General features: G+C 70.6%; 21 protein-coding genes. 2 read left to right on the forward strand and 19 right to left on the reverse strand.

Annotation, left to right across the window (positions count from 1 at the left end; all coding sequences use genetic code 11):
* The first annotated feature begins 60 nt into the window (after positions 1-60).
* Positions 61-1,185 carry a mechanosensitive ion channel family protein gene (locus J8M51_RS15990; protein ID WP_267299230.1) on the forward strand — a complete coding sequence of 375 codons (1,125 nt, stop codon included), beginning with the start codon at positions 61-63 and terminating at the stop codon, positions 1,183-1,185.
* 127 nt (positions 1,186-1,312) lie between these two features.
* On the opposite strand, the gene J8M51_RS15995 is transcribed toward J8M51_RS15990, so the two are convergent.
* The 5 genes from J8M51_RS15995 to J8M51_RS16015 all read right to left on the reverse strand — a co-directional run bounded on the left by J8M51_RS15995 (position 1,313) and on the right by J8M51_RS16015 (position 6,044).
* Positions 1,313-2,899: a Na+/H+ antiporter gene (locus tag J8M51_RS15995; protein WP_086761019.1), complete on the reverse strand. Its 1,587-nt coding sequence runs from the start codon at positions 2,897-2,899 to the stop codon at positions 1,313-1,315.
* 73 nt (positions 2,900-2,972) lie between these two features.
* The gene (locus J8M51_RS16000) at positions 2,973-3,449 is read right to left on the reverse strand and encodes a GNAT family N-acetyltransferase (RefSeq protein ID WP_086761017.1); all 477 of its coding nucleotides are present in this window, start codon (positions 3,447-3,449) and stop codon (positions 2,973-2,975) included.
* Positions 3,446-4,390: an RluA family pseudouridine synthase gene (locus tag J8M51_RS16005; RefSeq protein ID WP_086761015.1), complete on the reverse strand. Its 945-nt coding sequence runs from the start codon at positions 4,388-4,390 to the stop codon at positions 3,446-3,448. The genes J8M51_RS16000 and J8M51_RS16005 overlap by 4 nt, the downstream gene beginning before the upstream one ends.
* A gap of 103 nt (positions 4,391-4,493) precedes the next feature.
* Positions 4,494-5,105: a signal peptidase II gene (gene lspA, locus J8M51_RS16010; RefSeq protein ID WP_086761013.1), complete on the reverse strand. Its 612-nt coding sequence runs from the start codon at positions 5,103-5,105 to the stop codon at positions 4,494-4,496.
* Positions 5,106-5,186: 81 nt separating this feature from the next.
* Positions 5,187-6,044 carry a TraR/DksA family transcriptional regulator gene (locus J8M51_RS16015; RefSeq protein WP_086761011.1) on the reverse strand — a complete coding sequence of 286 codons (858 nt, stop codon included), beginning with the start codon at positions 6,042-6,044 and terminating at the stop codon, positions 5,187-5,189.
* A gap of 662 nt (positions 6,045-6,706) precedes the next feature.
* On the opposite strand from J8M51_RS16015, the gene ileS reads away from it, so the two are divergent.
* Positions 6,707-9,850, forward strand: a complete 3,144-nt coding sequence (ileS, locus tag J8M51_RS16020; protein WP_086761010.1) for an isoleucine--tRNA ligase — start codon at positions 6,707-6,709, stop codon at positions 9,848-9,850.
* Between the two features lie 203 nt (positions 9,851-10,053).
* Here the strand turns inward: ileS and J8M51_RS16025 are convergent, their stop codons facing one another.
* The 14 genes from J8M51_RS16025 to J8M51_RS16090 form a co-directional block, all read right to left on the reverse strand.
* The gene (locus J8M51_RS16025) at positions 10,054-11,349 is read right to left on the reverse strand and encodes a DivIVA domain-containing protein (RefSeq protein ID WP_086757876.1); all 1,296 of its coding nucleotides are present in this window, start codon (positions 11,347-11,349) and stop codon (positions 10,054-10,056) included.
* Between the two features lie 52 nt (positions 11,350-11,401).
* Complete coding sequence (locus J8M51_RS16030; protein WP_013004358.1) at positions 11,402-11,692, reverse strand: YggT family protein; 291 nt, start codon at positions 11,690-11,692, stop codon at positions 11,402-11,404.
* Between the two features lie 50 nt (positions 11,693-11,742).
* Positions 11,743-12,384 carry a cell division protein SepF gene (locus J8M51_RS16035; protein WP_086757875.1) on the reverse strand — a complete coding sequence of 214 codons (642 nt, stop codon included), beginning with the start codon at positions 12,382-12,384 and terminating at the stop codon, positions 11,743-11,745.
* A 129-nt stretch (positions 12,385-12,513) separates the two neighbouring features.
* On the reverse strand, positions 12,514-13,233 hold the full coding sequence (locus J8M51_RS16040; RefSeq protein WP_086757873.1) for a YggS family pyridoxal phosphate-dependent enzyme: 720 nt from the start codon (positions 13,231-13,233) through the stop codon (positions 12,514-12,516).
* A 14-nt stretch (positions 13,234-13,247) separates the two neighbouring features.
* Positions 13,248-13,988, reverse strand: coding sequence for a peptidoglycan editing factor PgeF (gene pgeF / locus J8M51_RS16045; protein ID WP_086757872.1), 741 nt, complete (start codon positions 13,986-13,988; stop codon positions 13,248-13,250).
* Positions 13,985-15,175 carry a cell division protein FtsZ gene (gene ftsZ / locus J8M51_RS16050; protein WP_086757870.1) on the reverse strand — a complete coding sequence of 397 codons (1,191 nt, stop codon included), beginning with the start codon at positions 15,173-15,175 and terminating at the stop codon, positions 13,985-13,987. The genes pgeF and ftsZ overlap by 4 nt, the downstream gene beginning before the upstream one ends.
* Positions 15,176-15,454: 279 nt before the next feature.
* Entirely contained in the window at positions 15,455-16,252 is a 798-nt protein-coding gene (locus J8M51_RS16055) for a cell division protein FtsQ/DivIB (RefSeq protein ID WP_086757869.1), read from the reverse strand.
* Positions 16,253-16,277: 25 nt separating this feature from the next.
* Entirely contained in the window at positions 16,278-17,372 is a 1,095-nt protein-coding gene (murG, locus tag J8M51_RS16060) for an undecaprenyldiphospho-muramoylpentapeptide beta-N-acetylglucosaminyltransferase (RefSeq protein ID WP_086757867.1), read from the reverse strand.
* A 6-nt stretch (positions 17,373-17,378) separates the two neighbouring features.
* On the reverse strand, positions 17,379-18,728 hold the full coding sequence (ftsW, locus tag J8M51_RS16065; protein WP_086757865.1) for a putative lipid II flippase FtsW: 1,350 nt from the start codon (positions 18,726-18,728) through the stop codon (positions 17,379-17,381).
* Positions 18,729-18,816: 88 nt separating this feature from the next.
* The gene (gene murD, locus J8M51_RS16070; protein WP_179203201.1) at positions 18,817-20,253 is read right to left on the reverse strand and encodes a UDP-N-acetylmuramoyl-L-alanine--D-glutamate ligase; all 1,437 of its coding nucleotides are present in this window, start codon (positions 20,251-20,253) and stop codon (positions 18,817-18,819) included.
* Entirely contained in the window at positions 20,235-21,308 is a 1,074-nt protein-coding gene (gene mraY, locus J8M51_RS16075) for a phospho-N-acetylmuramoyl-pentapeptide-transferase (RefSeq protein ID WP_086757861.1), read from the reverse strand. The genes murD and mraY overlap by 19 nt, the downstream gene beginning before the upstream one ends.
* On the reverse strand, positions 21,305-22,720 hold the full coding sequence (locus tag J8M51_RS16080; protein WP_086757859.1) for a UDP-N-acetylmuramoyl-tripeptide--D-alanyl-D-alanine ligase: 1,416 nt from the start codon (positions 22,718-22,720) through the stop codon (positions 21,305-21,307). The genes mraY and J8M51_RS16080 overlap by 4 nt, the downstream gene beginning before the upstream one ends.
* Before the next feature lie 4 nt (positions 22,721-22,724).
* Positions 22,725-24,392: a UDP-N-acetylmuramoyl-L-alanyl-D-glutamate--2,6-diaminopimelate ligase gene (locus J8M51_RS16085; protein WP_086757857.1), complete on the reverse strand. Its 1,668-nt coding sequence runs from the start codon at positions 24,390-24,392 to the stop codon at positions 22,725-22,727.
* Between the two features lie 60 nt (positions 24,393-24,452).
* Positions 24,453-26,234, reverse strand: a complete 1,782-nt coding sequence (locus J8M51_RS16090; protein WP_216869746.1) for a peptidoglycan D,D-transpeptidase FtsI family protein — start codon at positions 26,232-26,234, stop codon at positions 24,453-24,455.
* Between the last annotated feature and the right edge of the window lie 5 nt (positions 26,235-26,239).

The following is a 26,239-nucleotide window of genomic DNA, read 5'->3' on the forward strand; positions in this document are numbered from 1 at the left end:
CCCCGAGGGCGTCGGAAGTCACATGTTCATGACCCCGCGAGGCCGGTTACGTTCGAAGGCATGGAGAACCTACTCCGACCGTTGATCGTCATCGGCGGCTCGGTCGTCCTCACCCTGCTCATCGGCTGGACGACCGACCTGCTGCTGCGCAAGGCGGACCAGCGGCACCACGAGACACCTCTGTGGGGCCTGCTGCGCCGCGGCCGCATCCCCTACCAGCTGGTCCTGTGCGCGGCCTTCCTCAGAGCGTCCTACGACGAGGCGCAACTGCTGGAGCAGCACCGGACCGCCGTCGGCCGCACCCTGACGCTGGTGCTGATCGGCGCGACGGCCTGGCTGGTGATCCGGATCGCGGCGGCGATCGTGGAGACGACGTACAGCCGCTACGCCCGCGCCCACCGCGATCCGGCCCGGGTACGCCGGGTGCGGACCCAGGTGACGCTGATCATGCGGGTCGTCTCGGCGATCGTCGGTGTGGTGGCGGTGGCCTCGATGCTGCTGACCTTCCCGGCGATGCGCGCGGCCGGCACCTCGCTGCTGGCCTCGGCCGGCCTGCTGGGCATCGTCGCCGGTATCGCCGCGCAGTCCACGCTGAGCAACCTCTTCGCCGGGCTGCAGATCGCCTTCGGCGACATGGTGCGCCTCGGTGACGTCGTCGTGGTGGAGGGCGAGTGGGGCACGGTCGACGAGATCACCCTCACCTTCCTGACGGTCCGCACCTGGGACGAGCGCCGCATCACGATGCCGGTCTCGTACTTCACCTCGAAGCCGTTCGAGAACTGGTCCCGGGGCGGCGCCCAGATGACGGGCACGGTCTTCCTGCACGTCGACCACGCCGCGCCGCTGCCCGCGATGCGCGACCGGCTCCGCGACATCCTCCGCGCCTGCCCCGCCTGGGACGGCCGCCACTACGACCTGACCGTCACCGACGCGACCCCCTCCACCATGGAGGTCCGCGCCCTCGTCACCGCCAAGGACCCGGACGACCTGTGGACCGTCCGCGTCACCGTCCGCGAACAGCTCATCCACTGGCTCACCGAGACCCACCCCTACGCCCTCCCCCGCGTCAACACCGCCGACGCGGTCCTCCCCCCGACCCACCCCGACGCCCTCCGCGACGGCACGGCCCCCCGCGCCAACCGAAGCCGCGTCCACGAGCCCCCGAGGACACCGGGCCGGACCTGACGCCCGTAGGAACCACCCACGGTCCGCAGACGCTCCACCAGGGAACAACGGGCGGTGCGCGGGTGGGAGACCCCCCAGGGGTCACCCACCCCAACCCGCGCCCACCGACTCACCGGCGCCCCCCGACTCACCGCAAACTACGCACATCCAAATGCCGAAGCACCCGATCCACCACCTCGGGATTCGCCCCCGGCTCACTCCGCGCGGCCAGCACCTCGTGCCGGGCCGCGCTCAGCATCTCCCCCTGGATCCGCCGCAGCCGGCGAAGCCGGCGCACCCGCTGCTCATGCCCCTCCCGCCGCTCGTCCTCCCCCACCTCCGGACTGATCCGCACCCCGATCTCGAAGGCCCGCCGCAGCAACCGCTCGGACATCTCCTCCGGCAGCTCCTCCACCTCCTCGATCTCCTTCAGCCGCCGCTTCGCCGCCTTCGCCGCCCGCACGGCCAGCTGCTTCTCGAACTCCTTCTCGACCCCTTCGTCCGCCCGCACCCCCAGCCACCGCACCAGCCGCGGCAGGGTCAGCCCCTGCAGCACCAGCGTCGCCATGATCACGCCGAACGCGATGAAGACGATCTCGTCCCGGTCGGGGAACGGCGCCCCGCTGTCCGTCTCCAGCGGAACCGCCAGCGCCAGCGCCACGGAGGCCACGCCCCGCATCCCCGACCACCACATCACCACGGTCTCGCGCCACGACATCGGGATCTCCTCGTCGAAGTCCCGCTTCGCGTGCAACCGCCGCGCCAGCCACGTGGCGGGCAGCAGCCACACCAGCCGTACGAGGACCACGACGGCCACGACGGCCGCCGCCCAGCCGAGCATCTCGTGCCACCGCCCGGACGCCGTACGGATCGCGTTGTGCAGCTCCAGCCCGATCAGCCCGAACGCAACGCCGGTGACCAGCGTGTCCACGACGTCCCAGACGGTGTGCCCGGCGAGCCGCGTCAGCACGTCGTCCGCACCCAGCGCGTACTCCGAGAGGAACAGCGCGGTCGTGAGCACCGCGAGCACCCCGGACCCGTGCAGTTCCTCGGCCATGACGTACGACGCGTACGGCACGAGCAGGGTCAGCCCGATCTGCAGCGTCGCGTCCTCCAGGAAGTCCATCAGCTTGTTGGCGGCCCAGCCGAGCGCGAACCCCACGGCGACGGCGACGACCGCCGACAGCACGAGCTGCAGCGCGGCCTCGGGCCAGGAGAAGGATCCGCTGACGACCGCCGCGATGGCGACGTGGTAGAGCACGATGGCGGTGACGTCGTTGAAGAGGCCCTCGCCCTCCAGGATCGACACCAGCCGGCGCGGCAGCCCGAGCTGCCCGGCCACGGCCGTCGCCGCCACCGGGTCGGGCGGCGCGACGAGCGCGCCGAGCGCCACGGCCGCCGCGATCGGCAGGCCGGGCACGATCGCCTGCGCCATGGCGGCCACCGCGGCGGTCGTCACGAACACCAGCGCCACGGCCAGCAGGAGGATCGGCCGCACATTGGCCGTGAACTGCCGCCAGGAGGTCCGCCGCACCGCCGCGTACAGCAGCGGCGGCAACAGCAGCGGCAGGATGAGGTCCGGCGGGATCTCCACATTGGGCACGAACCCGGGTACGGCGAGCGCGATGCCGAGCAGGGTCATCAGCACCGGCGCCGGCAGCTTCAGCCGCTCCCCCACCGGCACACTGACCACGGCCCCGACCAGCAGGACGAAGAACAGGGCCAACTGATCCATGGGGGCGCTCCGCTGGTGCTAGACGATCAGGACCGACCGGATGCCCAGGGTGCCCCACCCGCACCGCGGAACGCTAAAGCCTGCGCCGCATCGCGCGATGCGGTATCCCCGCGTCCAGGAACTCCGGCCCGTACGCCGCATACCCCAGCCGCTCGTAGAAACCCAGCGCGTGTGTCTGCGCCCCCAGGTCCACCGCGGTCAGCCCGCGCTCCCGGGCCGCCTCCTCGACGGCCCGCACCAGCGCGACCCCGACGCCCAGTCCCCGGGCCGCCGTCACGACCGCGAGCCGCCCCAGCGACCCCACCCCGGGCTCCCCACCGGTCTTTCCGGCGGCGGCCTCCCCGTACAGCAGCCGCCCGGCCCCGAGGGGCACCCCGTCGTCCCGTACGGCGAGGACGTGCACGGCCACGGCGTCGTACGCGTCGTACTCCAGGTCCTCCGGCACCCCCTGCTCGGCGACGAAGACCTCCTTGCGCACCGCGAAGCACGCCTCGCGGTCGCCGGGATCATCGGCAACCCGCACCGTGTAGGACACCGGAACGGGACTCACGCGTACGTCTCCTCGCGGACCTTGTCCAGGGCCTTCTGCAGATCCGCGGGGTAGTCGCTCTCGAACTCGACCCAGCTCCCGTCCCCGGGGTGCTCGAAACCGAGCCGGACGGCCTGCAGCCACTGGCGGGTGATGCCGAGCCGCTTGGCGAGCGTCGGGTCGGCGCCGTACGTGAGGTCGCCGACGCAGGGGTGCCGGTGGGCCGACATGTGGACGCGGATCTGGTGGGTGCGCCCGGTCTCCAGCTTGATGTCGAGCAGGGAGGCGGCGCGGAACGCCTCGATGAGGTCGTAGTGCGTGACCGACGGCTTTCCCTCGGCGGTGACGGCCCACTTGTAGTCGTGGTTCGGGTGCCGTCCGATGGGCGCGTCGATCGTGCCACTGGTGGGGTCGGGGTGGCCCTGGACCAGCGCGTGGTACCGCTTGTCGACCGTCCGCTCCTTGAACTGGCGCTTCAGGGAGGTGTACGCGTACTCCGACTTGGCGACCACCATGAGGCCCGAGGTGCCCACGTCCAGCCGGTGCACGATGCCCTGGCGCTCGGCGGCGCCGGAGGTGGAGATCCGGTACCCAGCGGCGGCGAGCCCGCCGATGACGGTCGGCCCGGACCAGCCGGGGCTGGGGTGCGCGGCCACGCCGACCGGCTTGACGATCACGACCACGTCGTCGTCGTCGTGCACGATCTCCATGCCCTCGACGGGCTCGGCGACGATCCGCACGGGCGCGGGCGCCTGCGGCATCTCGACCTCCAGCCAGGCCCCGCCGTGCACCCGCTCCGACTTGCCGACCACCGACCCGTCGACCGTGACCTTCCCCGCGGCAGCCAGCTCGGCGGCCTTGGTACGGGAGAAGCCGAACATGCGGGAGATGGCGGCGTCGACACGCTCGCCCTCCAGGCCGTCGGGCACGGGCAGGGTACGGATCTCGGGAATCGTGCTCACCCGTCGAGTATGCCGGACGGGTGAGTGACCCCCGACCGCGCCTGTGGATAACTCAGGGCGACCGGCCAGCCCTCGCGAACGGCGTCAGTCCTTGTGGACGGCGTCAGTCCTTGTGGACGGTCCCGTCCGGGTCGAGCCCCCGGAACGACAGCAGCACGATCAGGATGCCGCCGCACACGATGGCCGAATCCGCGAGGTTGAACACCGCGAAGCCCTTGGGCGCGATGAAGTCGACGACCGCGCCCTCGAAGACGCCCGGCGAGCGGAAGATCCGGTCGGTGAGGTTGCCCAGCGCACCGCCGAGCAGCAGACCGAGCGCGATCGCCCAGGGGAGGCTGTAGAGCTTGCGGGCGAGCCGGGCGATCACCACGATCACGATCGTCGCGATCACCGTGAAGATGATCGTGAAGGCCTCGCCGAAGCCGAAGGCCGCGCCCGCGTTGCGGATCGCCTCGAACTTCAGCCAGTCCCCGATGATCTCGATCGGCTCGTGGTGCTCCAGCTTCGCGACCACGATCATCTTGCTGACCAGGTCGAGCGCGTACGCCAGCGCGGCGACCCCGAACAGCACGGCGATCCGGCGCTTGCCGCGCGGGCGCGCGCCCGCCTCGGCCAGCTCCTGTGCCGCGCCGTTCCCGCCGTCGGACTGCTCCGGGTCGGCCCCCGCCGCGTCTGGAATGTCCGGCGTACCGATGATGCGCTCCGCCTCTGCCACGTGAGTCCCTCAACCTAGGTTCCTGACTGAGGACAAAGGTACGACACGACCCGCGCGGACCAGGGGCTCAGGCGGCGATCGCTAGCGGCGTTCCTGCTTCTGCTTGCATTCCACGCACAGCGTGGCCCGGGGGAATGCCTGCATCCGTGCCTTTCCGATCGCATTGCCGCAGTTCTCACAGAGCCCGTACGTGCCCGAGGCGAGCCGCTCCAGGGCGCGCTCGGTCTGGTCGAGCATCTCGCGCGCGTTGTGGGCGAGCGACAGCTCGTGCTCGCGCGTGATGTTCTTCGCCCCGGTGTCGGCCTGGTCGTCGCCGGCGCCGTCCCCGGAGTCCCGCATCAGGCCGGTGAGCGCCCGCTCGGAGGCCTCCAGCTCCGCCCGCAGCCGCATCGCCTCGGACTGCAGTTCCGTGCGGGCCTCGGCCACCTCCTCCGGGCTCCAGGGGTCCTCACCCGGGCGTACCGCCAGCTCGCCGGGCTCCACCGCGGCGGGCCGTGCCTTGGGGACGGCGGAGGGCTTCCGCTTCGCCGCCGTAGCCGTACCAGGAGTGTTCTTCGCAACCACCGTCGTGGCTCCCGTCGTCTCGGCGGCCTCGGCCGCGCCCGCCTTCTTGACCGTGCTCTTCTTGGCAGAGGGGCTCTTCGCCGCGCTCTTCGTCGTACGCTTCCCGGCCGCCGTCGCCCGCTTGACGGTCGTCGCCTTCCTGGCCGCCTTCTTCGCAGGCGCCTTCGCGACGACCGCCCCCTCGGCCACGGCCGTCCCGGCCGCCGCCTTCTTCGTCGTCGCCTTCTTCCCCGTCGCCTTCCTCGCCACCCTCTTCTCGCCGGCCGCCTTCACCGCCGCGGCCCTCTCACCCTCGTCCCCGCCGTCCCCGCCGCCGGCGGCCACCGTGGATCTGCCGGACGCCGACTGCTGTACGGCGGTCTTCTTCGCCACCATGGCCGCGGCCCCTTCACATATTGTGATCTTGCACGCGAATCGTGCTGGGACGATAAATCGACCCGAGTCCCGCGGCAACGGGGCGGACCGCCCATTCCGCCCGCCCCACGACCGTCGCGCGGCGAGCCTGCAAGCGTTGTGCCCAGCTCCCCGCCGGGTATTCCGCCGTGCCGGTCGTCCCAGGATCCGGACGCCCGACCCGCTCCATTCGGGTCACCCCGCAGGTCACCGCGGCCCCGGCCGCCGGCCCCTCCGACAGCCCCGCCGGGCCCCGCCCACGGACCCCGGAAAACCGGTCCGCCGCCGTCCGCCCGGCGCCGTACACTGGGCGGAGCGAGAAGCGTGGATGGGGACGAGTAGCGTCGGACGCAGCCCAGAGCGACCCGGGGACGGTGGAAGCCCGGGGGCGAGCGCGATGTGAAGATCACCCCGGAGCCGCCGGAAGAAAGCCGCAGCCCGTGTCGCGATCCAGGTCGCACCGCAGGGAGCACGGCGAGTAGACCCGGTATCGCGACCCCAATGAGGGGGCTCACCGGCGCGTACGGCGCACAGGGGAGCCAAGGAGGGTGGTACCGCGGGAGCGCGCCGCACAGGGCGTACGAAAGATCGAAGCTCTCGTCCCTCCGACGGAAGGCAGCACGTCCGTTGGAGGAAGCCCGCTCATGACAGAGCCGACGTATCGCCAGGTGCCCGCCCAGGTGGACCTGCCCGCGCTGGAGCACGCCGTGCTCGACTTCTGGCGCGAGCAGAAGATCTTCACCAAGAGCCTGGAGCAGTCCGAGGGCCGCCCCGAGTGGGTGTTCTACGAAGGCCCGCCCACCGCCAACGGCATGCCGGGCGCCCACCACATCGAGGCGCGCGTCTTCAAGGACGTCTTCCCGCGTTTCCGCACGATGCGCGGCTACCACGTGGCGCGCAAGGCCGGCTGGGACTGCCACGGCCTCCCCGTGGAGCTGGCGGTCGAGAAGGAGCTGGGCTTCAACGGCAAGAAGGACATCGAGGCGTACGGCATCGCCGAGTTCAACGCCAGGTGCCGCGACTCCGTGACCCGGCACACCGACGCCTTCACCGAGCTGACGACCCGCATGGGCTACTGGGTCGACCTCGACGACGCCTACCGGACCATGGACCCCGAGTACGTGGAGTCCGTCTGGTGGTCGCTCAAGGAGATCTTCGACAAGGGTCTGCTGGTCCAGGACCACCGCGTCGCCCCCTGGTGCCCCCGCTGCGGCACCGGCCTGTCGGACCACGAGCTGGCGCAGGGCTACGAGACGGTCGTCGACCCCTCGGTCTTCGTCCGTTTCCCGCTCACCTCCGGTCCGCTCGCCGGTGAGGCCGCGCTCCTGGTGTGGACGACCACGCCGTGGACGCTGGTGTCCAACACCGCGGTCGCCGCCCACCCCGAGGTCACCTACGTGGTCGCCACGGACGGCACGGAGAAGCTCGTCGTCGCCGAGCCGCTCCTCGCCAAGGCGCTCGGCGAGGGCTGGGAGACCACCGGCCAGACCTTCACCGGCGCCGAGATGGAGCGCTGGACCTATCAACGTCCGTTCGAGCTGGTTGAGTTCCCGGAAGCGGCGCATTTCGTCGTCAACGCGGAATACGTGACGACCGAGGACGGTACGGGTCTGGTCCACCAGTCCCCCGCCTTCGGCGAGGACGACCTCAAGGTCTGCCGCGCGTACGGCCTGCCCGTGGTGAACCCGGTCCTGCCCGACGGCACCTTCTCCCCGGAAGTCCCCCTCGTCGGCGGCGTCTTCTTCAAGAAGGCGGACGAACGGCTCACCGAGGACCTCCAGCAGCGCGGCCTGCTCTTCCGGCACATCCCGTACGAGCACAGCTACCCGCACTGCTGGCGCTGCCACACCGCGCTCCTGTACTACGCGCAGCCGTCCTGGTACATCCGCACCACCGCCGTCAAGGACCGTCTCCTCCAGGAGAACGAGAAGACCAACTGGTTCCCGGACTCGGTCAAGCACGGCCGCTTCGGCGACTGGCTGAACAACAACATCGACTGGGCGCTCTCCCGCAGCCGCTACTGGGGCACCCCGCTGCCGATCTGGCGCTGCGAGGAGAACCACCTCACCTGCGTGGGCTCCCGCGAGGAGCTGTCGCAGCTCTCCGGCACCGACCAGTCCGAGCTGGACCCGCACCGCCCGTTCATCGACGCGGTCACCTTCCCCTGCCCCCAGGACGGCTGCGGAAGCACCGCCACCCGCGTCCCGGAGGTCATCGACGCCTGGTACGACTCGGGTTCGATGCCGTTCGCGCAGTGGGGCTACCCGTACAAGAACAAGGAGCTCTTCGAGTCCCGCTACCCGGCGCAGTTCATCAGCGAGGCCATCGACCAGACCCGTGGCTGGTTCTACACACTGATGGCCGTCGGCACCCTGGTCTTCGACAAGTCGAGTTACGAGAACGTCGTCTGCCTCGGCCACATCCTCGCCGAGGACGGCCGCAAGATGTCCAAGCACCTGGGCAACATCCTCCAGCCCATCCCGCTCATGGACCAGCACGGCGCCGACGCCGTCCGCTGGTTCATGGCGGCCGGCGGCTCCCCCTGGGCGGCCCGCCGCGTCGGCCACGGCACCATCCAGGAGGTCGTCCGCAAGACGCTCCTCACCTACTGGAACACGGTCGCCTTCCAGGCCCTGTACGCCCGTACGTCGAACTGGGCGCCCAGCGCGGCGGATCCGGCCCCCGCCGACCGCCCGGTCCTGGACCGCTGGCTGCTGTCCGAGCTGCACGCCCTCACCGACCAGGTGACCGGCGCCCTGGAGGCGTACGACACCCAGCGCGCCGGCAAGCTCCTCTCGGCGTTCGTCGACGACCTGTCCAACTGGTACGTACGCCGCTCGCGCCGCCGCTTCTGGCAGGGCGACAAGGCCGCGCTGCGCACCCTGCACGAGGTCGTCGAGACGGTCACCAAGCTGATGGCCCCGCTGACCCCGTTCATCACCGAGCGGGTCTGGCAGGACCTGATCGTGCCGGTCTCCCCGGACGCCCCCGAGTCGGTGCACCTGGCCGCCTGGCCGGAGGCGGACCTCTCCGCGATCGATCCCGGACTGTCCCAGCAGATGGTCCTGGTGCGCCGCCTGGTGGAGCTGGGCCGCGCCACGCGCGCGGAGTCGGGCGTCAAGACCCGCCAGCCGCTCTCCCGCGCCCTGGTGGCCGCGACGGGCTTCGACTCCCTCGACCCCGAGCTGCACGCGCAGATCACGGAGGAGCTGAACGTCAGCTCGCTGGCCTCCCTCTCCGAGGTCGGCGGCTCGCTGGTGGACACCACCGCCAAGGCCAACTTCCGCGCCCTGGGCAAGCGGTTCGGCAAGCGCGTCCAGGACGTCGCCAAGGCCGTCGCGAACGCGGACGCCGCCGCCCTGTCCCTCGCCCTGCGCGAGGGCACGGCGTCGGTCGAGGTCGACGGCGAGACCGTCACCCTCGCCCCCGACGAGGTCATCATCACGGAGACCCCGCGCGAGGGCTGGTCGGTGGCCTCCGACTCGGGCGCCACGGTCGCGCTCGACCTGGAGATCACGGAGGAGCTGCGCCGGGCGGGCCTGGCCCGTGACGCGATCCGTCTCATCCAGGAGGCCCGCAAGAACAGCGGGCTGGACGTGGCCGACCGGATCGCCCTGCGCTGGACGGCCGAGGACCCGGCGGTGACCGCCGCGCTGACCGGGCACTCGGCGCTGATCGCGGACGAGGTCCTGGCGACGGACTTCGCGACCGGCGAGGCCGACGACACCTACGGCACGCCCTTCATGGACGAGTCGCTGGGCCTGACGTTCCGCCTGCGCAAGGCATAAGCCCCCGTTCCCCGCGCCCTTCAGGGGCGCGGGGAACTGCGCGACCAGCCACAGCGAACCCGCACCCGCCACCAGACACAACGCGGCACCCCCGTAGGCGCCCGGGTCGAGCCGGCGCAGCGAAAGGGCGGGGCCCCGGATCAAAATCCGGGGCCCCGCCCTGAACGCTGCCGACGCCTACGGCGTACCAGTATGCGTAGTCGTCAGTTGTCGTCCTCGTCGATGAGGAACCCACGCATCGGCGAGGGAGCCTGTCCCATCGGAGAGGGGCCCTGCGGCCGGACCGGAGCCATCGGCTGGGTCATGGCCGGCGACATCTGCTGCTGACCGCCGTAGGAGGGCGCGGCCGGAGCCGGGGCGCCGCCCATGCCTCCACCCATGCCTCCGCCCATACCACCCGGGTTGCCGCCGTACGACGGGGCGCTCGCGCCGGCCGGGGCCATGGAAGGCGCCGGGGACGGCGGCAGAGACGCGGTCGCCGGGGTGCGCGGCGGAGCCAGCGAGTCGTCCGCCTGGGTCTCCAGCTGACGCAGCTGCGACTCCAGGTACGACTTCAGACGCGTGCGGTACTCGCGCTCGAAGCCACGCAGATCCTCGACCTTGCGCTCCAGCGTGGCGCGGGCGGACTCCAGGGAGCCCATCGCGACGCGGTGCTTCTCCTGCGCGTCCCGCTCCAGGGCGTCGGCCTTGGCACGGGCGTCCCGCTCCAGACCCTCGGCGCGGCTACGGGCCTCACCGACGATCTTGTTGGCCTCGGAACGGGCCTCGGCGATCGCCTGGTCGGCGGTCTGCTGGGCCAGCGAGAGCACCCGCGCGGCGCTGTCGCCGCCGGGACCCTGACCGGGGCCGCCCATCGGACCACCCATGGGGCCGCCCATCGGGCCACCCATCTGCTGCATGGGAGGCTGGCCGCCCATGGGACCCTGGCCCATCTGGCCCTGGCCCATCTGCGGCTGCATCTGGCCCTGACCCATGGGGCCCTGGCCCATCGGTCCCTGACCCATCGGGCCGGGACCCTGCTGCCCTTGGCCACCGGGGCCCGCGGGCAGCTGCGGAGCACCGCTCGGCAGCTGGGGCGGGCCACCCATGGGGCCCCCCATCTGCTGCGGCGGGCCCGATATGCCGGCGGGTACGGGTCCACCGGGACCGCGCATACCCTGCTGCATACCGCCCTGTTGCTGCATACCGCCCGGCTGCATGCCACCCTGCTGCATGCCGCCTTGCTGCATACCGCCGCCCTGCTGCATACCGCCTTGCTGCATGCCGCCCTGCTGCTGGTCCTGAGGCTCCGGGGGCTTGCGCATGTTCTGCTGGTTCTGGGCAGCAGCACGCGTGGCCGCGGCCAGTTTGGCGCGCAGGTCCTCGTTCTCGCGCAGCAGGCGCGTCAGTTCGGCTTCGACCTCATCGAGGAAGGCATCGACCTCGTCCTCGTCATAGCCTTCTCGGAGGCGGACGGTCGTGAACTGCTTGTTCCGCACGTCCTCGGGGGTCAACGGCATCTCTTCACCTCAACGTAGTCATCGGCAGTCGGCAAGACCGGATCGTCCACAGTCACCTCGCGAGTCCACCCACGATGTTGATCAGGATGTAGACGATGATCATCAGTACGAAGAAGGACAGGTCGAGCGCCACGCCCCCGAGACGCAGCGGCGGGATGAACCGCCGCAGAAGCTTGAGCGGTGGATCAGTGACAGTGTAGGTGGCCTCCAGAACGACCACCATGGCCTTGCCGGGTTGCCACGAGCGGGCGAACTGGAACACGTAGTCCATGACCAACCGGAAGATCAGCACGATGAGGAAACACATCAGAGCGATCCAGAGCACTTGCCAAACCACGCTCATGATCCGTGCTTCCCTCTCCCCTGTTCCACGCCTTGTTCCGGTCCTGTGTCTCAGCTCTGGTTGAAGAACCCGCCCTCTGCGATACGGGCCTTGTCCTCCGCCGTGACATCGACGTTAGCAGGCGACAACAGGAACACCTTCTGCGTCACCCGCTCGATGCTGCCGTGAAGACCAAACACCAAACCGGCCGCAAAGTCGACAAGTCGCTTCGCATCTGTGTCGTCCATCTCAGTCAGATTCATGATCACCGGGGTGCCCTCACGGAAGTGTTCCCCGATGGTACGGGCCTCGTTGTAGGTCCGCGGGTGCAACGTGGTGATCCGGTAAGGCTCTCGCTCGGACACGACCTTGGGCATGATCACCGGGGCGTTCTTCTCCAGACTCGAACGTTCTTGTGTGATGGACGCCACGGGCGCGATCCGGGCGGGTCGCACCGATTCCGCGGGGAGCGAAGTGGCGTGCGACACCGGTTCGCGCTGCACCGGGGGCTGCACCACTCGTACCGATTCATCCCTTTGGGACTGGTGTGACTGGTGGGACTGGTGCACCGGCTCATGCCGGCGGTGGTCCCGCTCGGGCTCCGGGTCGAGTTCGGGCTCGAAGTCGTCGTCGGGGTCGAATCCCCTGCCGTCGTACCCATCGTCCTCCACGAGGCCGAGGTAGACCGCCATCTTGCGCATCGCGCCGGCCATGCTCTGAGTCCTCCGCTCTGTGGTGGATCGACCTGACGACTTCCAAGTGCCCGCGATCCACGAGGTCGTTGCGCCCGCCTCTCGACGGAATGACCATATTTTCTGCTGTGGTCCGACTTCTTGGCGACGTTACCCGAGCCCGGGACGGACTCCGAGTACCGCAGTGCCGACGCGCACATGTGTCGCTCCGGCCGCCACGGCCTCCTCGAGGTCCGCACTCATCCCTGCGGAGACCATGTTCGCAGCCGGATGGGCTCGGCGCAGGTCGGTCGACAAATCCACCAACCGCCCGAACGCGGCCCGTTGGCGTCCGGCGTACTCCCCGGTGAGCGGCGCGACGGTCATCAGACCATCGACCCGCAACCCCGGCGCGCCGGCCAGGAGGTCGGCCAGCTCTTCGATTCCGCCCGGACCGACACCTCCCCGCTCTCCCCGGCCGCTCTCGTCGGCGTCGAGCGCGACCTGGATGAGACATCCCACCTCACGCCCGACCCGAACCGCCTCTTTCGACAAAGCCGTGACAAGCCTGGAACGATCGACGGACTGCACGAGATCCGCGTAACGCACCACAGAACGGACCTTGTTGGTCTGCAACTGGCCCACGAAGTGCCACACAAGGGGCAGATCCGAGCATTCGGCGGCCTTGGGCGCCGCGTCCTGGTCCTTGTTCTCGGCGACATGCCGTACACCGAGTTCCGACAGGATCCGCACATCGCTCGCGGGATAGGTCTTGGTGACCACGATCAGGGTCACCTCGTCCCGCTTGCGGCCCGCGGCGACGCAGGCCGCCGCGATGCGCTCCTCCACCTTCGCCAGGTTCCCGGCGAGTTGTGCCCTACGGACCGTCATATCTGTCATGTCCATCAGTCCAGCCAGACATATCCCGCGAGTCGCCCCGTGGCGCGGTCGCGGCGGTACGAGAAGTGGTCGGGCGACTCCAGCGTGCACACCGGCGACTGCTCCCGGTCGTGCACCCCGAGGCGCTCCAGCTGTGCGTGCACTCCGGCGCACACATCCACGGAGGGCGTGCCCCAACTGGTCTCGGCGTACGCCGCCGGCTCGACGGTGGCCACCTCGGCGCGCATCGCCTCGGGCACTTCGTAACACCGGCCGCAGACGGCGGGTCCGGTACGGGCGACGATCCGGGCGGGGTCGGCGCCCAGCTCGGTCATGGCCCGTACGGCGGCGGGGACGACCCCGGCGATCATGCCGGGCCGGCCGGCGTGGGCGGCGGCCGCGACCCCGGCGACGGGGTCGGCCAGCAGGACGGGGACACAGTCGGCGGTGAGGACGGCGAGCGCGAGACCGCGCCGGGTGGTGACGATCGCGTCGACGGACGGGACGCCGGTGGCACCAGGAGCGGAGCCCCACGGTCCGTCGACCACGGCCACGTCCGCGCCGTGCACCTGGTTCATCCAGACGACCCGGTCGGGCTCCAGGCCCAGCGACTTGGCCGCCAGCTCGCGGTTGGTGAGTACGGCGTCGGCGGCGTCACCGACCGCCCCGCCGAGATTGAGCTCCTCATACGGAGCGGCGCTCACCCCGCCCCACCTGTCGGTGAAGGCGAAGTGCGCGCCGCTCACGGATTCGCGCCGTCCTATCACTTGAGGAAGTCCGGCACGTCCAGCTCCTCCGCCGCGCTGTCCGTGTAGGACCGGGACGGCGGGACGGGCGGGGCGACCTGCACGTCGTTCACCGGCTCCGGGGCGGGCGCCGGCTCCTCCTTGGGCTTGACGCTGCCCAGCGAGCCGAAGGACGGGCGGCTCTCGGCGGGCCGCACCGGCGCCGGCTCCTCGCGCTTGGCCGCGGCCGAGCCGAGGATGTTGTCCCGCTTGGCCGGGGGCTGGCCGCCGTCGAAGCCGGCCGCGATGACGGTGACCCGGACCTCGTCGCCGAGGGCGTCGTCGATGACCGCGCCGAAGATGATGTTGGCCTCGGGGTGGGCGGCCTCGCTGACCAGCTGGGCGGCCTCGTTGATCTCGAACAGACCGAGGTCGGAGCCACCGGAGATGGAGAGCAGCACGCCCCGGGCGCCGTCGATGGACGCCTCCAGGAGCGGCGAGGAGATCGCCATCTCGGCGGCGGCCACCGCGCGGTCGTCGCCGCGGGCCGAGCCGATGCCCATGAGGGCCGAACCGGCCTCGGACATCACGGACTTGACGTCGGCGAAGTCGAGGTTGATGAGGCCCGGCGTGGTGATGAGGTCGGTGATGCCCTGGACACCGGAGAGCAGGACCTGGTCGGCCGACTTGAACGCGTCCAGCACCGAGACCTGGCGGTCCGAGATGGACAGCAGCCGGTCGTTCGGGATGACGATGAGGGTGTCGACCTCTTCGCGGAGCTCGGCGATGCCGTCCTCGGCCTGGTTGGCGCGGCGGCGGCCCTCGAAGGTGAAGGGGCGGGTGACCACGCCGATGGTGAGGGCGCCCAGCGAGCGGGCGATGTTGGCCACGACGGGCGCGCCGCCGGTGCCGGTGCCGCCGCCCTCGCCGGCCGTCACGAAGACCATGTCGGCCCCCTTGAGGACCTCCTCGATCTCCTCGCGGTGGTCCTCGGCCGCCTTGCGTCCGACGGCCGGGTTGGCGCCGGCGCCGAGTCCGCGGGTGAGTTCACGGCCGACGTCGAGCTTGACGTCGGCGTCGCTCATCAACAGAGCTTGCGCGTCGGTGTTGATGGCGATGAACTCGACGCCCTTGAGACCGACCTCGATCATCCGGTTGATGGCATTGACACCACCGCCGCCGACACCGATGACTTTGATGACTGCGAGGTAGTTCTGCGGTGCTGCCACGTCGAAGGCCTCTCGCCTCGAGTTACGTGTCGCCGCTTCGCGAGGGACCCGCGAGCCGACGACTGATGCCGAAGTGGGACGGTCCGAACGCCGACCCGAACCCTAACGCTGAAGTTTAGGGTTACCAGTGTGACTGTTCCTTGGACTCTTCCGAACAGGACACTAAGTCGACAAGTGGCGCACGTTCAACGAACACGCCGAACCTCCCGTTTTTCTTTTCACCCTATGTGATCAGCCATAGCGATGCCCAACCAGGGTGCTGGCCTGCGCGGATGTGCGTCAACTCCCTGATGACGCGGGCGCGGTGGGGACGCTCACGTCGAAGTGCCCCTCGCCCGGGGCGGCTTTCATCAGGGCGGTGAGCGCACGGGCCTTCGCACGCCCCTTCTCCGCGCTCCCCCACGCGACCGTACGGTCCCCGCTCAGCTCCAGCGAGATGGCGTCGTAGGAACGGACCTTGACGACGAGGGTCTCGTGCGCGATCGCGGCCGGAATGGCACCGGCGACCCGCACGGCCTCCCGTACGAGCCGGTCCTCGCCGAATCGCCGCAGACTGGCCGCGGACGAACCCGAGCGGGGCGTCGCCAATTCCAGGACGGGAACGCCTTCCGGAGCGCGCGAAACCGTGGCAAAACGCACACCCTTCGCGTCCACTTCGACGTAGTTGCCCGAATTTCCGGCCGCTTCGACAATCAACACGGCCGTACGTTCGCTCACTTTCAGCCCGATTCCGTCGGGCCAGGAACGAACCACCTCGACCGAGTCGATCCGGGGCAGCTTCGCCAGCAGGCGTGCCTCGATCCCGTCGAGGTCGACGGAGATCAGCGGATCGCCGAGGGGCACGTCGGCGGCCTCGCGCACCTGGGCCTCGGTCAGCACCCGGGTGCCCGAGACCGAGACCCGCCCGGCCCGCAGCCAGGAGGAGCCGTACAGGGTCCAGACCGAGGCGCCGGCGATCAGCACCAGGGCGACCGCGGCGGCGATCAGCGCCCGGGGGCCGGGGAGCCGCCGCCGTGACGGCGGGCCGGGGTCCAGGTCCTCGTCCGCGCCCCGTTCGGCGGTGGTCGCTCCGGCCACGCTTCCAGCCCTCCGTCACCCGGTCCTAGCGGCGATGCGACGCCGCGATCGCCTCGTACACCATTCCGACGAGCAGGTCGTCGGCGTCCCGGCGGCCGAACTCGCTGGCCGCGCGCGACATCTCGTACAGCCGGTGCGGGTCGGCGAGGACGGGCAGGACGTTCTGCTGCACCCACTGGGGCGTCAGTTCCGCGTCGTCGACCAGCAGTCCGCCGCCGGCCTTGACCACCGGCTGGGCGTTGAGCCGCTGTTCGCCGTTGCCGATGGGCAGCGGGACGTAGGCGGCCGGGAGCCCGACGGCGGAGAGTTCGGCGACGGTCATCGCGCCCGCGCGGCAGAGCATCATGTCGGCCGCGGCGTACGCGAGGTCCATCCGGTCCACGTACGGTACCGGGATGTACGGGGGCATCCCCGGCATCTGGTGCACCTGCGGCAGTTCGTTCTTCGGGCCGACCGCGTGCAGGATCTGGATCCCGGCCTGCTGGAGGTAGGGCGCGACCTGCTGGACGACCTCGTTGAGGCGGCGGGCGCCCTGGGAGCCGCCGGAGACCAGCAGGGTCGGCAGGTTCGGGTCGAGGCCGAACAGGGCGCGGGCCTCGGGGCGGGCGGCGGCCCGGTCCAGGGTGGCGATGGCGCGGCGCAGCGGGATGCCGATGTAGCGGGCGTCGCGGAGCTTGCTGTCCGGGGTGGAGACGGCGACCTGGGCCGCGTACCGGGAGCCGATCTTGTTGGCGAGGCCGGGGCGGGCGTTGGCCTCGTGGACGATGATCGGCACGCCGAGGCGCTTGGCGGCGAGGTAGCCGGGCAGGGCGACGTAGCCGCCGAAGCCGACCACGGCGTCCGCCTTGGTGCGCTCCAGGATCTGCTCGGTGGCCTTGATCGTGCCGCGCAGCCGGCCGGGCACGGTGATCAGCTCGGGGGTGGGCTTGCGCGGCAGGGGCACGGCGGGGATCAGCGCGAGTTCGTAGCCGCGCTCGGGTACGAGGCGGGTCTCGAGGCCGCGCTCCGTGCCCAGGGCCGTGATGCCCACGGTCGGGTCCTGCCTGCGCAGGGCGTCCGCGAGGGCGAGCGCGGGCTCGATGTGACCGGCGGTTCCGCCACCGGCGAGTACGACATGCACCGAAATTCACCGCTCTCCGGACGAACGTGCCGAGACACGCCGTCGCATCGTGTTCCATCTCCCGGGTCCCGAAGGACCACCGCCACGCTTTCTACCAAAGCGGGGTTGCCGCATGGCGAGCGCCGCCCGCGCAGCGGGCTCGTCGCGCGCGAAGGCGATCAGCAACCCGATGGCGAACATGGTCGGAAGCAGGGCGGAACCCCCGTAGGAGAACAGCGGGAGCGGGACTCCGGCGATCGGCAGCAGACCGAGCACCGCACCGATGTTGATCACTGCCTGAGCGGTGATCCAGGTGGTCACGCCTCCCGCGGCATACCTGACGAAGGGGTCCTCCGTGCGTCCGGCCACGCGGATACCCGCATAGCCTAGAGCCGCGAAGAGGGCGAGCACCGACAGCGTCCCCGCGAGGCCCAGTTCCTCACCGGTGACGGCGAAGATGAAGTCGGTGTGCGCTTCCGGGAGTTGACCCCATTTTTCCACACTGGCGCCGAGCCCGGAGCCGAAGATTCCGCCCGAGGCCAGGGCGTAGATGCCATGCACGGCCTGCCAGCAGTCGGCGCCGTCCGTGCGGGGTTCGGTGGCTCCGATGCAGGCCAGACGGGCCATACGGTTCGCGCTGGTCCTGATCAGGACGAAGCCGATGAGCCCGGCGACGGACAGCACTCCCACGAACATCCGCGTCGGCGCCCCGGCCAGCCACAGCAGGCCGAACAGGATCGCCGTGAGAATGATCGCGGTGCCCATGTCGCCGCCGAGCATGATGAGCCCGAGCAGCATGAACGCCACCGGAACGAGCGGCACCAGCATGTGCTTCCACTGGGTCAGCAGCCGCTTGTCCTCCTTGCGGGCCAGCAGATCGGCCCCCCACAGCACGAGCGCCAGCTTGCCGAACTCGCTGGGCTGGATCTGGAAGGAGCCGCCGACGGCGATCCAGTTCTGGTTGCCGTTGATCGACTGCCCTATCCCGGGCACCTGGACCAGGGCCATGAGGAACACACAGCCGGCCAGGATCGGGTAGGCCAGCGCCCGGTGCAGTTTGACCGGCATCCGCGAGGCCAGGAGCAGCAGGACGGTGCCGATCGAGGCCGCGAGGAACTGTTTGCGGAAGAAGAAGGTGCCGGGCAGCGACTTCTGCAGTGCCGTGATCTGGGAGGCCGAGTAGACCATCACCAGCCCCAGCACGGTGATCAGCAGGGAGCCGCCGAGGATCAGGTAGTAGGCGGTCAGCGGGCGGTCCCAGGCCTTGCGCGCCCGGGTGAGGAACCGCCGCAGGGGGTTCTCGCGCGGCGGCCGGGAGACGGGCGGTCGGCGGGTGACGCGCTGGAGGGGCGCGCGGCTCGTACGGCTACTCGGCATCGGGGGCGCCTTCGCCGCCGACCGACCACATCCGTGTCACGCGTCCCTCCCAGGGTCACCCGGCGCCGCCAGGCGAAGCCGGGCCCGGTCAGCCGTCCGCGGAGGAGAGTTCGCGCACTGCCTCCGCGAACGCGTCCCCGCGCTTGTTGTAGTTGACGAACATGTCCATCGACGCACAGGCCGGCGCCAGCAGGACCGTGTCGCCCGCCCGTGCCAGTGTCCGCGCCTCGCGGACGGCGGCCGGCATCGCCCCAGTGTCGGTCCGGTCGAGGTCGACGACCGGCACTTCGGGCGCGTGTCGCGCGAGCGCTTGTCGGATCAGCGCGCGATCCGCGCCGATCAGCACGACCCCCCGCAGCCGCCCGGCGGCACCGGCGACGAGTTCGTCGAAGGTCGCGCCCTTGGCGAGTCCGCCGGCGATCCACACGATCGATTCGTACGCCGCCAACGAGGCCTGCGCCGCGTGGGTGTTGGTGGCCTTGGAGTCGTCGATGTACGCCACGCCGTCCACGTCGGCCACGTGCGCGATGCGGTGCGCGTCCGGGGTGAAGGCCCGCAGGCCGTCCCGTACGGCCGCGGCGGGCACCCCGAACGCGCGGGCGAGGGCCGCCGCCGCGAGGGCGTTGGCGACGTTGTGCGGGGCCGGCGGGTTCACGTCCCCGACCTCGGCGAGCTCCTGCGCGTTCTTCTGCCGGTTCTCGACGAAGGCGCGGTCGACCAGGATGCCGTCCACGACACCGAGTTGGGAGGGGCCCGGGGTGCCGAGCGTGAACCCGACGGCCCGGCAGCCCTCCTCGACGTCCGCCTCGCGCACCAGGTCCTCGGTGGACGGTTTGTCGGTGGCATCCACGTTGTAGACGCAGGCGACCTGATTGCCCTCGTAGATACGGCCCTTGTCGGCGGCGTACGCCTCCATGGAGCCGTGCCAGTCGAGGTGGTCGGGGGCGAGGTTGAGGACGGCGGCGGAGTGGGCGCGCAGGGAGGGCGCCCAGTGCAGCTGGTAGCTGGACAGCTCGACGGCCAGGACGTCGTACGGCTCGTCGCCGAGGACGACGTCCAGCAGCGAGACCCCGATGTTGCCGACGGCCGCCGTGCGCAGGCCCGCCGCCGTCAGGATGGAGGCGAGCATCTGGACGGTCGTGGTCTTGCCGTTGGTGCCGGTGACGGCGAGCCACGGGGCCGCGTCGGGGCCGCGCAGCCGCCAGGCGAGTTCGACGTCGCCCCAGATGTCCACGCCGGCCTCACGGGCCGCCGCGAACAGCGGCTTGTCCGGCTTCCAGCCGGGGGTGGTGACGATCAGTTCGGTGCCCTCCGGCAGGGTCGCGCCGTCACCGAGGCGCACGGTGACGCCGAGCGCCTCCAGGTCGGCGGCCTGCGCGCGGGCGCGTTCGTCGTCGCCGTCGTTGACGACGGTGACGGTCGCGCCGAGGTCCCGCAGGACCTTGGCCGCCGGGATGCCCGAGACGCCGAGCCCGGCGACGGTGACGCGCTTGCCCTGCCAGTCGGTCACTTGTCGGCCGCCCATCCCGCGTAGAAGAGGCCCAGTCCGACGATCACACAGATGCCCTGGATGATCCAGAAGCGGACCACGACAAGGACCTCGGACCAGCCCTTGAGTTCGAAGTGGTGCTGGAGCGGGGCCATCCGGAAGACCCGCTTGCCGGTCAGCTTGAACGAGCCGACCTGGATGACGACCGACATGGTGATGAGGACGAACAGACCGCCGAGGAGCGCGAGCAGCAGCTCGGTGCGGGAGCAGATCGCGAGACCGGCGAGCGCGCCGCCGAGGGCCAGCGAACCGGTGTCACCCATGAAGATCTTGGCCGGCGAGGTGTTCCACCACAGGAAGCCGAGGCAGGCGCCCATCAGCGCGGAGGCCACGATCGCCAGGTCGAGCGGATCTCGTACCTCGTAACAGGCGGCCGGGTTGGTCAGGGTCCGCGTGTTGGCGCAGGACTCCTGGAACTGCCAGACACCGATGAAGGTGTAGGCGCCGAAGACGAGGACGGAGGCGCCGGTGGCGAGGCCGTCCAGACCGTCGGTGAGGTTCACGCCGTTCGACATGGCGAGGATCATGAACAGCGCCCAGATGACGAACAGCACCGGGCCGATGGTCCAGCCGAAGTCCTGGACGAAGGAGATCTTGGTGGAGGCCGGCGTCTGGTCGCGGGCGTCCGGGAACTGCAGCGCGAGCACCGCGAAGCCGATGCCGACGATCAGCTGGCCGGCCATCTTCGCCTTGGCCCGCAGACCGAGCGAACGACGCTTGACGATCTTGATGTAGTCGTCGAGGAAGCCGACCAGGCCCATGCCGCCCATCAGGCCGAGCACCAGCAGACCCGAGAAGGTCGGGGTGTAGCCCGTGATCAGCTTGGACAGGAAGTACGCGGCGATGGTCGCCAGGATGAAGGCGATACCGCCCATCGTCGGCGTACCGCGCTTGCTGGCGTGCTCGCGCGGGCCGTCGTCGCGGATGTACTGGCCGTAGCCCTTGCGGGCCAGCAGCTTGATCAGCAGCGGGGTGCCGACCAGGGTCAGGAAGAGGCCAATGACTCCCGCGAACAGGATCTGCTTCATCATCGGGCGGCAACCTCACCCTCGTTGCCGCTGTCGAGCAGCGCCTGCGCCACGCTCTCGAGCCCGACCGACCGGGACGCCTTCACGAGTACGACGTCTCCCGGGCGCAACTGACTGCGCAACAGGTCGACCGCCGCCTGTGCGTCGGACACGTGCACCGACTCCTCACCCCACGAACCCTCGTTATATGCGCCCAGTTGCAGCCAGGACGCTTCCCTGCCCCCGACCGCGACGAGCTTGCCGACATTGAGCCGGACGGCGAGCCGTCCGACCGCGTCGTGCTCGGCGAGCGATTCGTCCCCGAGCTCGGCCATCTTGCCGAGCACCGCCCAGGTCCGCCGCCCCTTGCCCATCGCCGCGAGCGCGCGCAGAGCGGCTCGCATGGACTCGGGGTTCGCGTTGTAGGCGTCGTTGACGACCGTCACACCGTCCGGGCGCTCGGTGACCTCCATGCGCCAGCGGGAGAGGGAGCCCGCCTCGGAGAGCGCGGTGGCGATCTCGTCTGCGGACATGCCCAGCTCATGGGCGACGGCGGCCGCGGCGAGCGCGTTCGACACGTGGTGCTCACCGTACAGGCGCATGGTCACATCGCTTGCACCGGAGGGTGTGTGAAGCCTGAACGCGGGCTGTCCGGCGTCCGTGAGCGTCACGTTCTCGGCGCGTACGTCCGCTTCGCCCAACTCGCCGAAGAGGAGCACCTTCGCCTTCGTACGCGACGCCATGGCCCGGACCAGGGGATCGTCGGCGTTGAGGATCGCGGTGCCGCCCTCGCTCGCCGGGGGCAGCGCCTCCACCAGTTCGCCCTTGGCCTGCGCGATCTGCTCGCGGCCGCCGAACTCGCCGATGTGGGCGGTGCCGACGTTCAGCACGAGGCCGACCTTCGGCGGGGTCAGCTCGGCGAGGTACTTGATGTGGCCGATGCCCCGGGCGCCCATCTCCAGGACCAGGAAACGGGTTTCCTCCGTGGCGCTGAGCGCGGTGAGGGGCAGTCCGATCTCGTTGTTGAGGGAGCCGGGCGTGAACACCGTCGGCGCCTTGCGCCGCAGGACCTGGGCGATCAGGTCCTTGGTGCTGGTCTTGCCCGCCGAGCCGGTGAGGGCCACCAGGGTCGTGCCGAGCTTCGCGACGACGTGCCGGGCGAGGGCGCCGAGCGCCGCCTGGACGTCGGGCACGACGATCGCGGGCACGCCGACGGGACGGGACGCCAGCACCGCTGCCGCACCCGCCTCGACGACCGCGGCCGCGAAGTCGTGTCCGTCCACACGCTCGCCCGCGAAGGCGACGAAGAGGCTGCCGGGCTCCACCTCACGGGAGTCCCGGACGACCGGTCCGGTGACCTGCGCCGACGGATCCGGTATGTCGTGCGTCTGCCCGCCGACGACTTCTGCGATCTCGGCGAGAGAGAGGGCGATCACAAGTTCATCCCTGGGTCTTCTGGATAGCTTCGCGAAGCACCTGGCGGTCGTCGAAGGGACGGACCACGCCGGCGATGTCCTGGCCCTGCTCATGGCCCTTGCCCGCGACCAGCACGGTGTCGCCCGGCCGCGCGCGGGCCACGGCCGCGGCGATCGCGGCGGCCCGGTCCTCGAAGAGGAGGACCTCGCCGCGCTCGTGCGCGGGCACGGAGGCCGCGCCTTCGAGCATGGTGGCGAGGATCGCGAGGGGGTCCTCGGAGCGGGGGTTGTCGGAGGTCAGTACGGCGGTGTCGGAGAGCCGGGCCATGGCGGCGCCCATCGGCGCGCGTTTGGTGGTGTCCCGGTCGCCGCCGCAGCCGAGCACCACGTGCAGGCTGCCCTCGGTGACCTTGCGCAGCGCCTTGAGGACCGACTCGACGGCGTCCGTCTTGTGGGCGTAGTCGACGACCGCGAGATACGGCTGCCCGGCGTCGACACGCTCCAGCCGGCCCGGGACGCCCGGGACGGCGGCGACGCCGTCGGCGGCGGTCTGCGGGTCGATCCCGGCGACGGCCAGCGCGGCGACGGCCGCCAGGGTGTTGGCGACGTTGAAGGTGCCCGGCAGCGGCGACCTGGCGGCGATCCGCTCGCCCTTGGGCCCCACCACGGTGAACGTCGAGTCCATCGGCCCGACCAGGACGTCCTCGGCGCGCCAGTCGGCGTCGGGGTGCCCCTCGGCGGAGAAGGTGACGACCGGGACGCCGGCCTCGTCGACGAGGCGGCGGCCGTACTGGTCGTCGAGGTTGACGACGCCGAGCCGGCTGCGCTCCGGGGTGAAGAGCTGCGCCTTGGCCCGGAAGTAGTCCTCCATGTCGGAGTGGAACTCCATGTGTTCCGGGCTGAGGTTGCTGAAGACGGCCACGTCGAAGACACAGCCGTCGACCCGGCCGAGGACCAGCGCGTGGCTGGACACCTCCATGACGACCGAGTCGACACCGCGTTCGCGCATGACCGCGAACAGGGCCTGGAGGTCGGTGGCCTCGGGGGTGGTCCGCTCGGACTTGATGCGCTCGTCGCCGATCCGCATCTCGACCGTGCCGATGAGCCCGGTGGAGCGGACGGTCTTCAGACCGCCCTCGACGAGATAGGCGGTGGTGGTCTTGCCGGAGGTGCCGGTGATGCCGATCTGGAGCAGATCGCGGCCCGGCCGGCCGTAGATCGTGGCCGCCAGCTCGCCCATCCGCGCGCGCGGGTTCTCCACGACGAGCGCGGGGAGCCCGGCCGCGGCGGCGCGCTCGGCGCCGCTGGGATCGGTGAGCACGGCGACGGCGCCGAGGCCGACCGCCTGGTCCACGAAGTCGGCGCCGTGCAGACGGGCGCCGGGCAGGGCGGCGTACAGGTCGCCGGGGCGGACGGCCCGCGAGTCATGGGTGATGCCCGTGACCTCCGCGGTGCTCCCCGGCTGCTCGGCACCCACCTGGCCGGCGAGCTCCGCGAGGGGTGTGGCGGAGACCTGGGTCGGCCTGGGCGGTCCCGGATATGTCACAGGAACGCCCTTCTGGGTGGTTTGGGACTGATCAGCGTGTGGCACGGCGGTGAGCGTACCGGGCGCACCCCCGCCGGGGCGAAGCGAGGGTTTGTGCGAGCGGGGCTGTGCCGCGCGGTTCCCGGGGTCGGGAGTGATCATGGTCACGACTCGGTTCCTGGCTGGTTGCGCTGATCGACGGGCTGATCGGGACGGGGCCGAAGGCGGTCAGGGTGTGAAGGCGACGGGCAGGTTCGCGGGCTTCGTCCCGGTGGGCGGGACCTGGAGGGTCTTCAGGGCGAACTCCATGACCTCCTTGTAGATGGGTCCGCAGATCTGGCCGCCGAAGTAGTTGCCCTTGGTGGCGTTCTGGATCGCGCAGTAGACGGTGATCCTCGGCTTGTCGGCGGGAGCGAACCCGGCGAACGACGAGGTGTAGCCGCGGTATCTGCCGGTGGCCGGATCCACACGGTTGGCCGTACCCGTCTTGCCCGCGACCCGGTAGCCGGGGATGCGCGCCTTGGTGCCCGTGCCCTCCTCGTCGTCCACGACGGACTCCAGCATCCGGGCGAGGGTCTTCGCCGTCTTCTCGCTGACGACCCGGTTCTTCTCGGGCTTGGGCGAGGGGGTGAAGCGGCCGTCCGGTCCCTTGGTGCCCCGGACGAGGGTCGGCTCGACGCGTACGCCGCCGTTGGCGATCGTCGAGTAGACCGAGGCCGCCTGCATGGCGTTGACCGACACGCCCTGGCCGAAAGGAATCGTGTACTGCTGCGAGGTCGACCAGTCGCCGGGCGCGGCGAGGATGCCCTTGGTCTCGCCGGGGAAGTCGAGGCCGGTGTAGTCGCCGATGCCGAACTTGCGCAGGTAGTTGTAGAGGATCTTGTTGGACTCCCGCTGGTTCCCGCCGAGTTCGCCGGTGGCGAGGATGGTGCCGATGTTGCTGGACTTGGCGAGGACGCCGTTGAGCGTGAGGAACCAGGTGGGGTGGTCGATGTCGTCCTTGAAGAGCCGGTCGCCGCGGTGCAGCCGGTTGGGCACGGTGACATGGGTGCCCGGTGTGGCGACGTTCTCCTCCAGTACGGCGGCCATCGACATGACCTTGGCGGTGGAGCCGGGCTCGTAGGCATCCTGGAGGGCCGCGTTGCCGAGCGCGTCCGGGTTCGCCTTCGTGAGGTCGTTGGGGTCGAAGCCGGGCGAGTTGGCCATGGCGAGGATCTCGCCGGTGCGGGTGTCCTGCACCATCACGTAGCCGCGGTCGGCCTTGGACTTCTTCACCTGCTCGGTGATGGCGTTCTGCGCGGCCCACTGGATGTCGCGGTCGATGGTCAGCTCGACGTCGGAGCCGGCCACGGCGGGGGTCTCGGTGGAACCCGCGGTGGGCACCAGACGGCCGCCGGACTGGGCGTAGCGGATCTTGCCGTCCTTGCCTGCCAGACGGTTGTTCAGCTGCTGCTCGATGCCGCCGCCGCCCTTGCCCTCGGCGTTGACCCAGCCCAGTATCCCGGCGGCGAGGTCGCCGTTGGGGTACACGCGCTTGGTGCTGGGCTCCTGGAAGACGCCGGCCAGGGCGTTGACGGTGCCCTTCTCCGTCCTGGCCCGCTGGACGAGCGCGGACTTCAGGTCGCTGATCTGGTTCCAGACCTGGGGGGTCTGGCGGCGGGCGAGGAGCACATAGCGCGTGTTCTTCGTGCGGAGCTTCTCGGTGAGCGTGTCCTGGTCCGTGCCGAGGATCGGCGCGAGGAGCGCGGCGGCCTGCTCGGGTCCGTCGTCGACCTTCAGCTGCTCGCGCGTGAACATGGTCGGGTCGGCGGTGATGTCGTTGGCGTCGGTGCTGATCGCGAGGGCGACGCCGTTGCGGTCGGTGATACCGCCCCGCTCGGCGGCCAGCACCCGGCCGACGTACCGGTTCTGGTCGGCCTTGGCGGCGTACTCGCTCGCGTCGACGGCCTGCACCTGGAGCAGCCGTACGACGAAGGCGATCATCACCAGGGTCAGCGCGAGGCTCACCATGCGCA

Origin of the sequence: Streptomyces griseiscabiei, assembly GCF_020010925.1 — a bacterium.
Lineage (GTDB): Bacteria > Actinomycetota > Actinomycetes > Streptomycetales > Streptomycetaceae > Streptomyces > Streptomyces griseiscabiei.

Coding starts and splice junctions, on each gene's coding strand:
- J8M51_RS15995 (WP_086761019.1), bottom strand. CDS start 2,899: ATGGATCAGTTGGCCCTGTTCTTCGTCCTGCTGGTCGGGGCCGTGGTC.
- J8M51_RS16040 (WP_086757873.1), bottom strand. CDS start 13,233: ATGACGGTCCGTAGGGCACAACTCGCCGGGAACCTGGCGAAGGTGGAG.
- J8M51_RS16025 (WP_086757876.1), bottom strand. CDS start 11,349: ATGCCGTTGACCCCCGAGGACGTGCGGAACAAGCAGTTCACGACCGTC.
- J8M51_RS16030 (WP_013004358.1), bottom strand. CDS start 11,692: ATGAGCGTGGTTTGGCAAGTGCTCTGGATCGCTCTGATGTGTTTCCTC.
- J8M51_RS16015 (WP_086761011.1), bottom strand. CDS start 6,044: ATGGTGGCGAAGAAGACCGCCGTACAGCAGTCGGCGTCCGGCAGATCC.
- J8M51_RS16035 (WP_086757875.1), bottom strand. CDS start 12,384: ATGGCCGGCGCGATGCGCAAGATGGCGGTCTACCTCGGCCTCGTGGAG.
- ileS (WP_086761010.1), top strand. CDS start 6,707: ATGACAGAGCCGACGTATCGCCAGGTGCCCGCCCAGGTGGACCTGCCC.
- murD (WP_179203201.1), bottom strand. CDS start 20,253: ATGGGCGGCCGACAAGTGACCGACTGGCAGGGCAAGCGCGTCACCGTC.
- J8M51_RS15990 (WP_267299230.1), top strand. CDS start 61: ATGGAGAACCTACTCCGACCGTTGATCGTCATCGGCGGCTCGGTCGTC.
- ftsW (WP_086757865.1), bottom strand. CDS start 18,728: ATGCCGAGTAGCCGTACGAGCCGCGCGCCCCTCCAGCGCGTCACCCGC.
- J8M51_RS16090 (WP_216869746.1), bottom strand. CDS start 26,234: ATGGTGAGCCTCGCGCTGACCCTGGTGATGATCGCCTTCGTCGTACGG.
- mraY (WP_086757861.1), bottom strand. CDS start 21,308: ATGATGAAGCAGATCCTGTTCGCGGGAGTCATTGGCCTCTTCCTGACC.